Annotated in this window: 10 protein-coding genes; 4 read left to right on the plus strand and 6 right to left on the minus strand. The window is 55.9% G+C overall.

Annotated elements, in window-relative coordinates:
• Positions 1 to 80 precede the first annotated feature (80 nt).
• From BN2106_RS04270 to BN2106_RS04280, 3 genes are read left to right on the plus strand one after another with little or no spacing between them, the layout of a single operon-like run.
• Positions 81 to 743 carry a metallophosphoesterase family protein gene (locus BN2106_RS04270; RefSeq protein ID WP_050697328.1) on the plus strand — a complete coding sequence of 221 codons (663 nt, stop codon included), beginning with the start codon at positions 81 to 83 and terminating at the stop codon, positions 741 to 743.
• Entirely contained in the window at positions 740 to 1,873 is a 1,134-nt protein-coding gene (locus BN2106_RS04275) for an exonuclease SbcCD subunit D (protein ID WP_050697329.1), read from the plus strand. Before BN2106_RS04270 ends, BN2106_RS04275 begins: the two co-directional genes overlap by 4 nt.
• Positions 1,870 to 4,575: an AAA family ATPase gene (locus BN2106_RS04280; protein WP_050697330.1), complete on the plus strand. Its 2,706-nt coding sequence runs from the start codon at positions 1,870 to 1,872 to the stop codon at positions 4,573 to 4,575. Before BN2106_RS04275 ends, BN2106_RS04280 begins: the two co-directional genes overlap by 4 nt.
• 425 nt (positions 4,576 to 5,000) lie before the next feature.
• Here BN2106_RS04280 and recG read toward each other — a convergent pair whose 3' ends face one another.
• From recG to rny, 6 genes are all read right to left on the minus strand, one after another.
• The gene (gene recG, locus BN2106_RS04290) at positions 5,001 to 7,040 is read right to left on the minus strand and encodes an ATP-dependent DNA helicase RecG (RefSeq protein WP_330379777.1); all 2,040 of its coding nucleotides are present in this window, start codon (positions 7,038 to 7,040) and stop codon (positions 5,001 to 5,003) included.
• A 278-nt stretch (positions 7,041 to 7,318) separates the two neighbouring features.
• Positions 7,319 to 8,986, minus strand: coding sequence for a DAK2 domain-containing protein (locus BN2106_RS04295; RefSeq protein ID WP_050697583.1), 1,668 nt, complete (start codon positions 8,984 to 8,986; stop codon positions 7,319 to 7,321).
• A gap of 282 nt (positions 8,987 to 9,268) precedes the next feature.
• Positions 9,269 to 9,529, minus strand: coding sequence for a stage V sporulation protein S (locus BN2106_RS04300; RefSeq protein ID WP_050697333.1), 261 nt, complete (start codon positions 9,527 to 9,529; stop codon positions 9,269 to 9,271).
• A gap of 112 nt (positions 9,530 to 9,641) precedes the next feature.
• Positions 9,642 to 10,409: a TIGR00282 family metallophosphoesterase gene (locus BN2106_RS04305; protein ID WP_050697584.1), complete on the minus strand. Its 768-nt coding sequence runs from the start codon at positions 10,407 to 10,409 to the stop codon at positions 9,642 to 9,644.
• Between the two features lie 26 nt (positions 10,410 to 10,435).
• Complete coding sequence (locus BN2106_RS04310; protein ID WP_050697334.1) at positions 10,436 to 10,708, minus strand: acylphosphatase; 273 nt, start codon at positions 10,706 to 10,708, stop codon at positions 10,436 to 10,438.
• Between the two features lie 270 nt (positions 10,709 to 10,978).
• Positions 10,979 to 12,535: a ribonuclease Y gene (gene rny / locus BN2106_RS04315; RefSeq protein WP_242846245.1), complete on the minus strand. Its 1,557-nt coding sequence runs from the start codon at positions 12,533 to 12,535 to the stop codon at positions 10,979 to 10,981.
• Positions 12,536 to 13,327: 792 nt separating this feature from the next.
• On the opposite strand from rny, the gene thrS reads away from it, so the two are divergent.
• Positions 13,328 to 15,232 carry a threonine--tRNA ligase gene (gene thrS, locus BN2106_RS04320; protein ID WP_050697335.1) on the plus strand — a complete coding sequence of 635 codons (1,905 nt, stop codon included), beginning with the start codon at positions 13,328 to 13,330 and terminating at the stop codon, positions 15,230 to 15,232.
• Positions 15,233 to 15,383 lie beyond the last annotated feature (151 nt).

Raw genomic sequence — 15,383 nt, forward strand, 5'->3', positions numbered from 1 at the left:
TAAAGGTTCGTATCAAAATCTTTATCATTTCTTCAGAAAACCATTGCCTGCGGATCGGCAGGCCAAAAGGGGGATGCTCTTTGCTTTATATCACAGGGAATATGCATGGGGAAATGGCGCGCTTCGAGGATTCCCGCCTGCGGAAGCTCAAAAAGGGGGATACGCTGATTGTCTGTGGCGATTTTGGATTCCTCTGGGACGGCGGGCCAAAAGAGGAAAAGAACCTGAAAAAGCTCGGCAGTAAGAAGTACCGGATTCTGTTTGTAGACGGTACGCACGAGAATTTTGACCTGCTGGATCAGTATCCGGAGACGGACTGGAACGGCGGAAAGGTCCAACAGATCAACGACAATGTGCTGCATCTGCTGCGCGGTCAGATTTATGAGATCGAGGGGAAAAAGTTCTTTGTCTTTGGCGGCGGGGAGAGCGCCGAAAAGCAGATGTATGTGGATGCCGGGAAGTGGTGGGAACGGGAGATGCCCAGCCTGACGGAGCTGCGCGAGGCGGTGAACCACCTGCGTGAGCATGAATTTAAGGTGGATTACATCCTGACACATGAGCCCGCGCCCGGAATGCCCGCCATGAAAGTCAATCCGAAGGACAGTACCAACCAGCTGGACGCCTTTTTTGACGAGTTGGTCAAGCGCGTGGATTACGACAAATGGTTCTTTGGCTCTCTGCACATCGACCGGAAAATCACCGCCAAGACCTACTCCGTATTTAACGAGGTTGTACCGCTATGAAAATTTTGCATACTTCTGACTGGCACCTGGGGAAAATGCTGTTTGGGCGTTCCCTGCTGGAAGACCAGGCGTATTTCATCGACCGGGTGTTCCTGCCCCTTGTGGAGCGGGAGCGCCCCGATTTGCTTTTATTGGCGGGTGACATATTCGACCGGCAGATCGCGCCCACGGAGGCGATCCGCCTGTTTGACCGCTTTGTCTCGGAGGCGCACCGTTTAAATGTACCATTGGCGGCAATCAGCGGCAACCACGATGGCGCGGAGCGGATGACGCTGGGCGCGGATCTCCTGCGCCAGTGCGGCGTGACCATTGCCACAAAAATGGAAGACGCTTTTACGCCGGTCCGGTTGCCGGACCGCGTGAACCTGTACCTGCTTCCGTATTTTGATCCCGTACAGGCGCGGCAGTTCCTGGGAGAAGAAGTGCGGGGATTTCAGGAGTCGTACCAGGCGGTATTGGATAAGCTGCGCGCGTCGTTTGAGCCGGGTGCCGTCAATCTACTGGCGGCCCACTGCTTTGTGATGGGTGGCGAAACCTCCTCTTCGGAAAGTCCCACCTTTGTGGGCGGCAGCTCCGAGGTTCCGCCCGCCTGCTTCACGGATTTTTCCTATGTGGCGCTGGGGCATCTGCACCGGCCGCAGAAGGCAGGGCCTAACGGACGGTACGCCGGTTCGCCGCTCAAGTATTCCTTTGATGAGGCGGACCACAGGAAGTCGGTTACCATGGTAACCGTGGAAAACGGAGAGGTGAAAACGGAACAGTTTCCGGTGCAGCCGCTGCGCGACCTGCGCCTGCTTTCCGGCACGATGGAAACGCTTATGGCGCAGGGAAGGGAAAATCCAAGCGAGGATTACCTCTATGTGCATCTGCTGGACGAATCCCCGGTCTATATGCCGATGGACCGGCTGCGCCCGTATTTCCCCAACCTGCTGGGACTGAATTCCGAGTGGCTGGCGCGGGCGGGCAGCGGGGACAACGCAGGCCTGCGGGAACAGCTGCTGCACCGCAAGACGGACGATGCCGCCATCTTTGAGGAATTCCTCAAGCAAATCTGCGGAACGCAGGCGGACGACGAGGACCGCGCGCTGTTCCGGCGGGCGATGAACGGGAAAGAAGGTGCGGAGGAGTGAAGCCGATCACCGTGACCATGCAGTCGTTTGGCTCCTATTTGAATCGCACGGTTGTGGACTTCACCAAACTGGGCGACAACGCTATTTTTTTGATTACCGGGGCCACCGGCGGCGGAAAAACAACGATCCTGGACGCGATGTGCTTTGCATTGTACTGCAAGGCGACGGGCGGGCGCAGAAGCTGGAGCAGTATGCGCAGCGCGGCGGCGCCCATGGGTGCGGAAACGCTGGTGGAGTTTACCTTTCAGCTGGCGGGGGAGACATACCGCTTTGCCCGTTCCCAGTCTCTGTATGAGGCGCGCGGAAGCGGTGCGTTGAAAACCAGGGAGTCGCATGCCTGTTACCGGATGAAAGACGGCGAATGGGAGCTTTTGCTCTCCGGCGCGGAAGCCCGCGTGCGGGAAAAGGCGGAAGAACTGCTGGGGCTGACCTGTGAACAGTTCTCACAGGTCATTGTTCTGCCGCAGGGAGATTTTTTAAAACTGCTGCTGTCCAGTTCCCGTGATAAGACGCAGATTTTCCAAACGCTGTTTGCAACCGTCCGCTGGGAGCGCGCGACGCGCAATTTAAAAGAGCTGGCGTCATCTCTCAGCCGGGAGGCCGGAGAACTCGAGGCGGCGAAAAAATCCATTCTGGAACAGGAGGCCGTGGAAAATCTGCCGCAGCTGGAACAGAAACAAGCGGCGTTGGAAAAGCAGCTGGCACAGGTTCAAAAGGAACGGCAAGCGGCAGAGGAGACATTGCAAAAACAGAATGCGTCCGTGCGCGTGGCAGAAGCGCTCACAGAACAATTTTTATCCCTGGACAAGCTGAAAAAGCGCTGGGAGGAGCTGGAACGCCGGGCGGACGAAATGGAGAAGAACCGCACAAAGCTGGAACAGGCCCGACGTGCAGCGGGCGTCTATCCCTATTTTGCCGCCTGCCAATCGGCGCAAAAGGAGCTTGCCCTGAAACAGCGGTCCTTTCAGGCGGCGCGGGAACGGTTCCAGGCGGCAGAGAAGGCGTTGCAATCGGCGCGGCAACAGCTTCCGCTGGCAAAAGAGTGCAGGGAATGCCTGCCCCGGTTGTCCCAGAAAGAAGCGAATCTGTTGCGGGTCCGGGAAAGCGCCGTACGATATCAGGATGTCCAGAAGCGCTGCGCGGATACACAGAAACGCATCAACGAGCAGGAAAAGAAGCAGCTGGAGGCTGTTACCCGATTGCAGACAGCGGAACAACAGCTGCGGGATGGAAATACCTATATCCAGCAGGTGCAGCGGGAGATTTCCCGCATGCCGCAGCTGTTGCAGGAAGTCCAGCGGTTGATGGACACCGATGCGGCCGCCGCACTGGCGGGGCATTTGCAGGAGGGCGTACCCTGCCCGGTCTGCGGGTCGGTACATCATCCGAACCCGGCGCGTCCCAGCACGCGATTGCAGGCGGCACAGGAAGCACTGCAAAAAGCGCGGCAGTCCGCCGACCGGTTGGAGCGCGCGCAGAAGCGGCTGCAGGAGCGCCAGGAGCAGCGGGAACAGGCGCAAAGGGACTGCGACGCAGGCAGGGATGCCGTTTCCGCCCTGCGGAATATGCTGGAGGGGCAGGAGGCGACGCTGCGCGAACTGGAGCAGACGATGGGTGATTTGCGGGCACTGCCCGAGATTGACCGGCAGCTTTCAGCGGTGCGCGCGCAAAGCAGAGACAGTGCGGCGCGGGCGGAAAAGCTGGAACAAAACGCTTCGCATGCGGAAAGCGCGGCGGCAGCGGCGGAAGCGGCTTATAAAGCGACGGAAACGGCGCAAAGAGAGGCGGAGGCGGCCGTACAGGCTGCGCAAAAGCAGCTGGATGACTCCGTGCTGCAGGCCGGGCTGCATCCGGAGGAGGATTACGCGGCGCTTCTGCTCCCGCCGGAGCAGATCCAGGCATTGGAACAGATGCTGACTGCTTATAAAGCCGCACGGGAAAGCGCTTACCAACAGATTTCTGCACTGGAAACGGAACTGAAAGGAAAGGCGATGCCGGATTTGGCGGCTGTCAGGGGGGCACAGACGCAGGCGCAGAAACACGTGGGAGAATTGGCGCAATCGTTCGGTAAACTGGAACAGGGCCTTGCTTCCGCACTTCAGTCTTTGGAACGGCTGGAACGGTTGGAGCAGGAAGGGAAGCAGGTAGAACAGGCGTATGCGCGCAGCAGCCGTCTGGCAATGCTGCTCTCCGGAAAGAACGCATATAAAATCCCGCTGCAGCAGTTTGTGTTGGGCGTGATGCTGGACGATATCCTGACCTCCGCCAACCAATTTTTTGCCACGCTCAGTTCCGGGCGGTACAGTTTGAACCGCATCACCGGGCCAACGGGAGGCAATGCGCTGAGCGGGCTGGACATGCAGGTATTTGACGCCTATACCGGGGGTGCGCGTGCGGTGGAGACACTTTCCGGCGGCGAGCTGTTTCTGGCGTCCCTGTCGCTGGCGTTCGGCCTTTCCGACGTGGTGCAGAGCTATTCGGGCGGCGTGCATCTCGATTCGCTGTTTATCGACGAGGGCTTCGGGACGCTGGACCAGGAGACGCTGGATACCGCGATGAAGGCGCTGGCGCAGTTGCAGAGCATGGGACGCACCATTGGCATCATCTCCCATGTGAGTGAGTTGAAAAACCGCATCGCGGCGCAGATTGTCGTCGGCAAAGACCCGGAGGGCGGCAGCACGGCGGAGGTTCGGATGCAATAGGTTGAAACTATGAAAAATCTTTGATAAAACCTGCTGATGGAAAGCAGGAGGCCGTTACTAAATGAAATTGCGATACCAAATTATACAAAGAAACAGCTTTCTATAAGAGAAAATGCCCTTGAATTTGGCTGTGAGCCATTCAAGGGCATTTTTTATGTTTTTCCTAAGATCTATTTTACTATGTGCTTTAATCCTCAGCTTTCGCTGAGGAAGCAAAAAAGCCCCAACGAAAGATTCCTGTCTTGTAAACAGCAATATCACTCGTTCCCACTCGCTCTTCTCATAAAGAGAATCTCGTTCTCTGCGGAGAACGACCAAAGGCGCTGCCTTTGGAAACCGCCACCTTTTAGAAAGGTGGCGAAACACGTTTAAACAATAACTCACAAGGTAAACAAAGTGGGGATGTTTTGCAACAAGCCCGTCTATCATCCGCCTGCAAGCGTTTGAAAGAGCTGGTTGATCTCCGCGCGCAGACCGCGGTGTTCCGGTTTTTCCAATGTAAAATCCTGTGCCAGAATACCGCGCGCGGCCTCCTGCGCCTGCTTTAGCGTCTCCATATCCTGCGCCATGTCAGCGATTTTCATGTCTGGCAGGCCGTGCTGGCGGGAGCCGAAGAAATCGCCGGGCCCGCGCAGCTTCAGGTCCTCGTCGGCGATTTCAAAACCGTTTGAGGTGCGGCACATCACGGACAACCGTGTGAGCGCCTCCTCGTTCTGCGCGTCGGAAACCAGAATGCAGGTGGATTGCTGCGTTCCGCGCCCGACGCGTCCCCGGAGCTGGTGCAGCTGTGAAAGGCCGTAGCGCTCCGCGTTCTCGATCAGCATGACGGTCGCGTTTGGCACGTCCACGCCAACCTCCACAACGGTTGTGGAGACCAGTACGTCGATCCGTCCGGCGGCGAAGTCCCCCATGACGGCCTCTTTCTCTTTGGCTTTCATGCGGCCGTGCAGCAGACCGATGCGGCAATGGGGCATCCATTCCGTGCGGAGCTTTTCCGCGTACTGCGTCACAGAGGCCATATCGCTGTCGCTCTCATCAATCATCGGGCAGATGATATAGCACTGTTGTCCATCCGCGATGTGCTGCTGTAAAAAGCGAAAGGCGCGCGGCCGCTTGGCGCTGTCAATGGCGTATGTTTCAATCTTTTGCCGGCCCGGAGGCAGTTCGTCCAGAATAGAGAGGTCCAGGTCGCCGTAGATCATCAGCGCCAGCGTGCGGGGGATGGGCGTGGCGCTCATGACTAGCAGATGCGGATTGTCCCCCTTGGAGGCCAGTGCCGCCCGTTGAGCCACACCGAAGCGGTGCTGCTCATCTGTGACGACCAGTCCAAGCTTTTGAAAGACAACCCCTTCGGAGAGCAGGGCGTGCGTACCGATAACAAAACGGATCTCTCCCGATTGAAGCTGTTCCGTCAGTTTCCGTTTCTGTGCGGCGGGGGTGGAACCGGTCAGCAGAGCGACCGAGATGCCGGTGGGAGCGAGCATGGCGGAGAGGGAATCAAAGTGCTGGCGGGCCAGGATTTCCGTTGGCGCCATCAGCGCGGCCTGCATCCCGTTTTCCACCACACAATAACAAAGCGCCGCGGCGACCGCAGTTTTACCGGAACCGACATCGCCCTGCACCAGCCGGTTCATCGGATGGCCGCCCCGCATGTCCTCCAGGGCTTCCCGTACGGCGCGCTTTTGTGCTTGGGTAGGTGTAAAGGGGAGCAGTTGGAAAAACGCTTCTGTGCAGTCCTGTGTCAAGCGGAGGCGGTTTTCTTCCTTTTCCCGCGTCTTCATGCGGAGCAGGCCCAACTGCAAAACAAGCAGCTCCTCAAAGATCAGGCGGTAGCGCGCGGCGCGCAGCTGTTCCATTGTATCCGGAAAATGGATATGTTCCAACGCCGTCCGCAGCGGGCACAGGCCATATTGCAGGCGCAGCGGCTCCGGGATGGGGTCGCGTAGCTTCTGCGGCAGGAGAAGAAACGCGTTGCGCACCGCGTTGGATATGATGCGGGAACTGAGTCCCTGTGTCTGCCGGTAGATGGGGCAGATGGCCGGATAGGAGCCGATGGGGTAAAATTCCGGAGCGAGCATTTCGCGCTTTAAAAAGTTGGAGTGGACCTTTCCGTAAAAGAGGTAGGTTTCTCCTTCCGACAGCCGGTCCTTGACATAAGGGTTGTTAAAAAAGGTAATCTCCATATCACTCGCGCCGTCCGTGACGCGCAGCTTGCAGAGCAGCATTCCGCCGCGGATGCGCGTTTCCGACGGTGCGCGGTAGACGGTTGCGCGGATCGCACAGGGCTCATCCAGCGGTGCTTCCCGAATGGAGCAGGGATGCGACAGGTCCTCGTAAGCACGGGGGTACAGGCGCAGCAGCGCGCCGATGCTCGGCGCGCCGATTTTGGCAAACAGTTTGGCGCGCTTTTCGCCCACCCCCTTCAGTTCCCGGATGGGCCTGTTGAACAAGGACAAGAGATTCACCTCCATAGCGATGTAAAAGACAAAGCGGTGGTATTACAACACGCTTTACACAAAAGATTGACAGGGCAGAAGCGCCCGGACTTGCACCAAAATGCAGGTTCAGCGCAAAATATCAGCGGAATAAGAGCAATTCCCCCCGCCGCAGGCGGGGGGAATCATCCTCTTCAGCCGATTCTTTTTGGATCCTGCCCATTGAGGGGCAGCGGTATCGTCAAGTTCAGCCGGGTATTTGTGTAAGCTGTCAATTGTGAGACAGCCTCTGATTGTATATAGGCGTCTTATTCAACGGAAACGATAAAGTAATAGACAGGCTGGCCGCCGTTGACCAGCGTGACCTCGATGTCGCTGCTGATCTTGGTCTTGATACGGTTGTACGCGTCGTTTGCCTGTGCCTCCGTAATATCGGAACCGTAGATGATGGTGATAAAGGAAGTGCTGCGGTTGACCATGGAACGGGTCAGCTTGCTGCAGGTGTGAACGATATCCTTTTCGATCAGTTCCATTTTTCCGTTGCGCAGGCCCAGAATATCGCCCTCGCGGATTTTGTGGCCGCCGAATTCGGAATCGCGCGCCGCAAAGGTAATGGTACCGGTTTGTACGTTTCCCGCGGCTTCCATCATGGAGACAGCGTTCTGCTCGGTGGAAACGTCCGGATCAAACGCCAGCATTGCAGAAAGCCCCTGCGGGACCGTGCGGGTCGGCAGGACGATGACCTTGCGGTCCTTGATCAGCGGAACGGTCTGCTCCGCCGCCATAATGATGTTTTTATTGTTGGGCAGGACGATGACCGTCTTGGCCGGTGTGGCGCGCACCGCTTCCAGAATGTCGTTGGTGCTGGGATTCATCGTCTGTCCGCCGCTGACCACATGGGTGCAGCCGAGGTCTGTAAACAGCGTCTGCAGGCCGTCGCCCGCCGCCACCGCCACGAAGCCGATCTCTTCCGTCGGTTCAGCAGGGGCAAGGGACTTTTTTGCGGCCTTTGCCTTGGCGGCTTCATTTGCTTCCGCCGCCTTTCTGTGCTGTTCCTTCATGTTTTCGATTTTAACGGTCAGGAGCTGCCCAAAGACCAGCGCCGCCTGCAGGGCGTTGCCCGGTTCTTCCGTATGCACATGCACCTTGATGATCTCTTCGTCGTCCACAACGACGACACAATCGCCGATACCCTCCAGATACTGGCGCAGATCCTGCGGGTCCTTTACGCAATCCGGGTCGCGTCCAACAATGAACTCCGTGCAATAAGTGAAGTGGATTTCCTGGTCGAATTCCGCCGCCGCATTGCGGAAAAATTCATCCGCGGTAAGATTGGCATTGGATTCCGCCGCCGCATCGTTGAGAATGATGGTATGATCTTTAAAGACGGACATCATGCCGTCAAAGATATGGCAAAGGCCCTTGCCGCCCGCGTCCACAACGCCTGCCTTTTTCAGTACAGGAAGCAGCTCCGGAGTTTCTTCCAGCGCTTCCGCCGCGCCCTTGCAGATGGCGCTCCAAACGTAAACCGGGTCGTCATCGATCTCCGCCGCCGCCTTGCCCTTTTCGCAGGCGACACGGGAGACGGTCAGGATGGTGCCTTCTGTGGGCTTCATGACAGCCTTGTATGCGGCTTCCACGCCCATTCCAAGCGCGTTGGCCAGATCGGTTCCGCTGATGGTGCTGCAGCCCTCGATGCCTTTGGAAAAGCCGCGGAACAAAAGGGAGAGGATAACGCCGGAATTGCCTCTGGCCCCGCGCAAAAGAGCGGAAGCCGCCTTGTGTGCAATCTCACCGGCGCCGCCTTCCGCATTCTCCAATTCCCGCGCGGCAGAGGCCATTGTCATGCTCATATTGGTTCCGGTGTCTCCATCCGGCACGGGGAAAATATTCAGCTCATCGACAGAGGTTTTATACTTGGCAATATTGTTGGCGCCAGAAATCATGGCGTCCCTCAACTCAGTTCCGTTTATCACTGCGAACACTCCCTTGGTAACATTTTTCATATACGGTTCTTTTTATTTTTCCTATATGCTATTTTATCTGGACAATTTATTTGAATATTATAACATACTCTTACAGCAGATTCAATCGATATTATTGCCAGAAAAAGGGGGAGATAGTCGAAAGAATCGGCGTTTATCAAAAAAAGAGTTCCCCGCTGCAAAGAACGGGGAACCCGATGCGTTATGGAAACGTAGTGGAGGAATTGGTATTATGTGAGTGGTGGGATGGTTACTGTCAAAATTGTTTCCGTACTATCTCTGTTCGACAATCAAACGGATAGCAGTGCGTTCCTCGCCGTCGATTTCTACACTTGCAAAAGCGGGAATGCAGATGAGGTCGATTCCTGCCGGGGCAAGGTATCCCCGTGCGATGGCAACCGCTTTAATTGCCTGATTGGCGGCGCCAGCCCCAACCGCTTGGATCTCAGCGGTGCCGGACTCTCGGATGACCCCTGCAATCGCGCCGGCGACTGCATTTGGTGCGGACTTTGATGACACTTTTAAAGGTTCCATAGCCATCCCTCCTACGTCCTATGAATTTTTACACTCTAATCATAAAACATTTTGCATAGACTTGCAATATGATGCGGAAAATATATGGGAATTATCTTGCTTTCTGTCGGAATCAGGCGAGGCGCAGGCGCTCAATTTCCAGTGTTTTCCCAGTTTTTTCGTCAATATGGAACAGTGCGCAGTCCATCTCGCAGGGGCCGTCCGCGATGTCGAACCGAACAGGCATTTTGGTGCGCATTTTCTGAATCACCAGTTCCGGTTTGACGCCCAGAACGGAGTGGACCGGTCCGGTCATCCCCAGGTCGGAGAGATACCCCGTGCCGTTTTCCAGGATGCATTCATCTGCTGTCTGCACATGGGTGTGCGTACCGAATACGGCGGAAACGCGCCCATCCAGATAGTAGGCGAGGGAGCGTTTTTCCCCGGTGGCCTCCGCGTGGAAGTCCACCAGCGTGATTTTCGGCATCCCTTCGGATAAAATGCGGTCCGCGACATCAAACGGGGAATCCATGCTTTCCATGTATACAACGCCCATCAGGTTGATCACGCCCACCTGGATGCGGCCCATATCCACCACGCAGGAGCCGCGGCCCGGCGCGCCTGCTGGAAAATTGGCGGGACGCAGCAGCGATTCGCAGGAGTCGAAGAACTCATAGCTTTCTTTGCGGCGAAAAGTGTGGTTGCCCGCTGTAATCACGTCCACGCCGCTGTCAAAGAGGAAATTTGCAGAGGTGGGCGTGATCCCGTTGCCGTCCGCAGAATTTTCTCCGTTGGCAATCACAAGGTCGATCCCCTTGAATTTTTTGAGCTGGGGCAGATGGGCGCGCAGAAATTTGCAGCCGATACTGCCGACCACGTCCCCGATTGCGAGAATATTCATATTTTCATCCCTTTTTCTGTTTTCAGTCAATAGCGCACACGAAATCCCTGTTCCTCCGGAAGCTCCGGAATTTCCCGGATATCCAGGTGCTCCAGGCGGCTGTAGCCGGTTCCGCGGTGCAGGGCGGCGGAGAACGCCGAGACGGCAGGGGAATCCCCCTGTACCTCAAGCTCTACACAGCCGTCCGCCCGGTTGCGGACCCACCCGGTCAGCCCGCGTGCCTGTGCGTTCCGCTGGGCAGCCCAACGGAATCCGACGCCTTGTACTCTACCCTGCGCCAGCATGGCGTAGCGCGGCATAAAATCGCCCCCTGTATCCAGTATTGCCTGAGAACGGCATTTTAAATAAAGAGGCCGTTGCAGTTTGAATTCTGCAACGGCCCCGAAAGTTTGCCCGGCAACGCAAAAGGTCCGTAAAGGACCATATCACTCGTTTCCACTCGCTCTTCTCAGGAAAAAAAGTTTCGTTCTTTGCGGAGAACGACCAAAGGCGCTGCCTTTGGAAACCGCCGCTTTTCAGAAAAGCGGAAAAACACATTTCGCTCTACGTACAAGCAAAATAGGGTCTGTTTATTTCGCGTATTCGATCGCGCGGCTCTCGCGGATGATGTTGACCTTGATCTGGCCCGGATATTCCAGGTCGTTCTCGATCTTCTGGCAGATGTCCCGCGCCAGCAGGATCATCCGGTCGTCCGTAATGATGTCCGGTTTCACCATGATGCGGATTTCGCGGCCCGCCTGAATGGCGTAGCAGCGCTCCACACCCTCGAAGGAAGAAGCGACTCCCTCCAGCTTTTCCAGACGCTTGATGTAATTTTCCAGGTTTTCACGCCGCGCGCCCGGCCTTGCAGCCGAAATGGCGTCCGCCGCCTGTACGATGCAGGCGATGACGGTCTTGGCTTCCACATCTCCGTGGTGAGCCTGAATGGCATGGATAACCGTTTCGCTTTCCTTGTATTTGCGGGCCACATCAACGCCGATGTCGACGTGCGAGCCTTCGATTTCATGGTCAAGCGCTTTGCCGATGTCGTGCAGGAGACCTGCGCGGCGGGCAATGGTTGGGTCGAGACCCAGCTCCGACGCCATGACGCCGGACAGGTACGCGACCTCCAAAGAATGGTTCAAAACGTTCTGGCCGTAGCTGGTGCGGTAACGCAAACGACCCAGCAGCTTGACAAGCTCGGGATGAATCCCGTTTACGCCGGCCTCGATGATGGCGCGTTCGCCCTCCTGTTTGATTGTGGCGTCCACCTCGCGGCGTGCCTTTTCAATCATTTCTTCAATGCGGGCGGGATGGATTCTGCCGTCGGAAATCAGTTTCTCCAGTGCGATGCGGGCCACCTCGCGGCGGACCGGCTCAAAGCTGGACAGCGTAATGGCCTCCGGTGTATCGTCGATGATCAGGTCGACGCCGGTCATTGTCTCGATCGCGCGGATATTCCGTCCCTCGCGGCCGATGATACGGCCCTTCATCTCGTCGTTGGGCAGCGGCACAACGGAAATTGTCGCCTCCGCCACGTGGTCTGCCGCACAACGCTGAATAGCCATGGAAATGATTTCGCGCGCGGAGTTTTCCGCGTCGTCGCGTGTCTGCTGTTCAAACTCCATGAGTTTGACGGCCTTTTCATGCGTGAGTTCATCCTCCAGGTTTTTCATGAGGAAATCCTTTGCCTGTTCCACCGTGAACCCGGAAATGCGCTCCAGCATTTCAAACTGGCTCTTCTTCACAGCTTCCGCTTCTGCTAGGCGTTCGTCCGCCTGTTTGTTTTTGTTGTTGAGAATCTCGTCCTTTGCCTCTAAGCTCTCCAGCTTTTTGTCAAGTGTTTCTTCCTTTTGCTGAATGCGGCGTTCCTGCCGCTGTACTTCCTTCCGGCGTTCGTTCAGCTCTTTTTCCGCTTCCGCTCTTTGACGGTGAATTTCATCCTTGCCTTCCAAAACGGCTTCTTTTTTCTTGGCCTCCGCGGTCTTGATCGCGTCGCTCACAATCCGTTTGGCCTCCTGCTCCGCGGAGCCGATGGTAAATTCAGCAATTTTCTTCCGGTGGTTCACACCTGCCAAAAAAGCGATTACGCCAGAGATCACCGCGCACAGCAGCGCGATGATGATACATACTACAATAGGGATCAAAGTTGTTGGCACCTCCTTGTCTTGATTTTGCAAGGAAGCGCTGACGCAAACCGTGCGCAATTACGCCGGTGTCATCCGGTAAAAAAACGCGCAAAAAATAAGCCTATCCATTCTCTATATCCGTTATTTCAAGGTATTTTTAACACAAAATCCGGGGATGTAAAGCCGCCGGCGTGATTGTATGCGGGTTGTTTCAGCGTTTCCTCAGGGGATGGCCGGTGTTATAAACAGCCAAGCCCTGAAAATTTTGTAATCGTTACAATGGTATTGCGTGGGTGCGTTACGCCCACGGTGCAAAACATTTGCATCATAGAAGTAATTGTATTACGTTTTATACCTGAATGTCAAGAATTTTGAGGGCAATATGTATAAATTATGAATAAAATATTATTTTGTTATTATGTAGAATTAAATAGGGAAGAATGTTCTAATCGAGGGGAAAAAAGGGAGGGACTTTTCACTTGACAATCCGAATAACGGGTGCTAAGATTAAATTAATTTCAAAGGAAAAAGCGTTGATGAGGAAGCCGCAGGTTCCCGGCAGCAGAGAGTGCACGCATTAGCTGAAAGCGTGTGCGGCAGGGGAGTTTGCAAAGGCCACCGCCTCTGAGTGTGTGCCGCAAGCGAATGGTTCGTGTAAGGCATGCCGTCTGGCCGCGTTACAGGCCGCAATGAGGGCAGCCGTTTGCTGCCAGATCAGGGTGGAACCGCAGGAACAGCCTGCCCCTTTTGCGAGGGGTGGGCTTTTTTTATTTTATTCGGAAGATTATATGCAAGGGAGAGTATAAAAATATGGTAAAAGTATCGTTAAAAGGCGACGTCCGGGAGTATGAAGCCGGAACGACCGTCGCGGAAATTGCAAAGTCCATCGGCGCGGGCCTCTACAAAGCCGCGTGCGGCGGAAAAATCGACGGGGAAGCAGTCGACCTGCGCACCCCGGTGACGAAGGACTGCGCGCTGGAAATTCTTACGTTTGACAGCGCGGAGGGCAAGCACGCTTATTGGCATACGACTTCCCACATTATGGCGCAGGCGGTCAAGCACCTGTTCCCGGGTGCGGTCTTTGCCATCGGCCCGGCGATCGAAAACGGCTTCTATTACGATATGGATCTGCCGCGCACCCTGACGCCGGAGGACCTGGAAAAGATCGAGGCCGAGATGAAGAAGATCATCAAGGAGAACCTTCCGCTGGAGAAGTTTGAACTGACCCCGGAAGAGGCCAAAGAGATGATGGAGAAGGACGGCCAGATCTACAAGGTGGAACTGATTGAAGAGCACTCTAACAAGGGGGAGAAGATCAGTTTCTACAGGCAGGGCGACTTTACGGACCTCTGCGCCGGCCCGCATCTGATGACCACGGGCCAGGTCAAGGCAGTTAAGCTGCTCAACTGCACGGGCGCCTACTGGCGCGCAGACGCGAACAACAAGATGCTGCAGCGCGTCTATGGCATTTCCTTCCCGAAGGCATCCGAGCTGGACGAATACGTCACCATGCTGGAGGAGGCCAAGAAGCGCGACCATAGAAAGCTGGGCAAGGATCTGGAGCTGTTTACCATTATGGATGAAGGCCCGGGTTTCCCGTTCTTCTTGCCGAAGGGTATGGTGCTGAAAAACCTGCTCGTCGATTACTGGCGTCAGATTCACCGTGAGGCGGGCTATCAGGAAATTTCCAGCCCGATGATCCTGAGCCGCAAGCTTTGGGAGCGCAGCGGCCACTGGGGCCACTACCAGCAGAACATGTATACCACCATGATCGACGATGAGGATTTTGCCATCAAGCCGATGAACTGCCCGGGCGGCATCCTGGTGTATAAGACAAAGCTGCATTCCTACCGCGACCTGCCGCTGCGGATCGGCGAACTGGGCCTGGTACACCGCCACGAGCTCTCCGGCGCGCTGCACGGCCTGATGCGCGTGCGCTGCTTTACGCAGGACGATGCGCACATCTTTATGACGCCGGATCAGATCAAGGACGAGATCAAGGGCGTTGTCCGCCTGATCGACCAGGTGTACAGCACCTTTGGTTTTAAGTATCACATTGAGCTTTCCACAATGCCGGAGGACCACATGGGCGACGAGTCCGTTTGGGAAACGGCAACGGAAGCCCTGCGCAACGCCATTGTGGAGCTGGGCTACGATTACGAGGTCAACGAGGGTGACGGCGCATTCTATGGCCCGAAGCTCGACTTCCACCTGACCGACTGTATCGGCAGAACCTGGCAGTGCGGCACCATCCAGCTGGACTTCCAGCTGCCGGAGCGCTTTGAGCTGGAATACACCGGCGCGGACGGCGCGAAGCACCGCCCGATTATGATCCACCGCGTGGTGTTTGGAAGCATTGAGCGCTTTATTGGCATCCTGACAGAGCATTATGCGGGCGCATTCCCGATGTGGCTGGCCCCGGTGCAGGTCAAAATTCTGCCGATTTCCGAGCGCAACCAGGAATATGCGGAAAAGCTGGAAAAGGCGCTGGTCAGCGCTGGCCTGCGCGTGGAAAACGACCTGCGGAGCGAAAAGATCGGCTATAAAATCCGCGAGGCGCAGCTCCAAAAGGTTCCGTATATGCTGGTTGTCGGCGATAAGGAGACAGAGCAGGAGAATGTTGCGGTCCGCAGCCGCAAAGACGGCGATTTGGGCAGCATGGGTGTGAAAGAATTCATCGCCAAGGTACAGCAGGAAATTACGGACAAAGCGTAACAAAAATAGTTTTTTTATAAAAGAAGAGCGCCGGGGCATGGAAAGTGCACCTGATAAGATGAAAGTAGACACGCACAAATGTGGTGTCTACTTTTTTCACGTGTAAGACAGAGTTTAAAAAGAGTTGGAATTGCCCTGTTAAAAAGAATAT

It is taken from the genome of Anaeromassilibacillus senegalensis (assembly GCF_001261775.1).
Classification (GTDB): Bacteria; Bacillota; Clostridia; order Oscillospirales; family Acutalibacteraceae; genus Anaeromassilibacillus; species Anaeromassilibacillus senegalensis.

What these genes read in the sequence shown, in the direction of transcription:
- thrS (WP_050697335.1), top strand. Translation starts at nt 13,328, where the DNA reads ATGGTAAAAGTATCGTTAAAAGGCGACGTCCGGGAGTATGAAGCCGGA.
- BN2106_RS04310 (WP_050697334.1), bottom strand. Translation starts at nt 10,708, where the DNA reads ATGCCGCGCTACGCCATGCTGGCGCAGGGTAGAGTACAAGGCGTCGGA.
- BN2106_RS04300 (WP_050697333.1), bottom strand. Translation starts at nt 9,529, where the DNA reads ATGGAACCTTTAAAAGTGTCATCAAAGTCCGCACCAAATGCAGTCGCC.
- BN2106_RS04275 (WP_050697329.1), top strand. Translation starts at nt 740, where the DNA reads ATGAAAATTTTGCATACTTCTGACTGGCACCTGGGGAAAATGCTGTTT.
- BN2106_RS04305 (WP_050697584.1), bottom strand. Translation starts at nt 10,409, where the DNA reads ATGAATATTCTCGCAATCGGGGACGTGGTCGGCAGTATCGGCTGCAAA.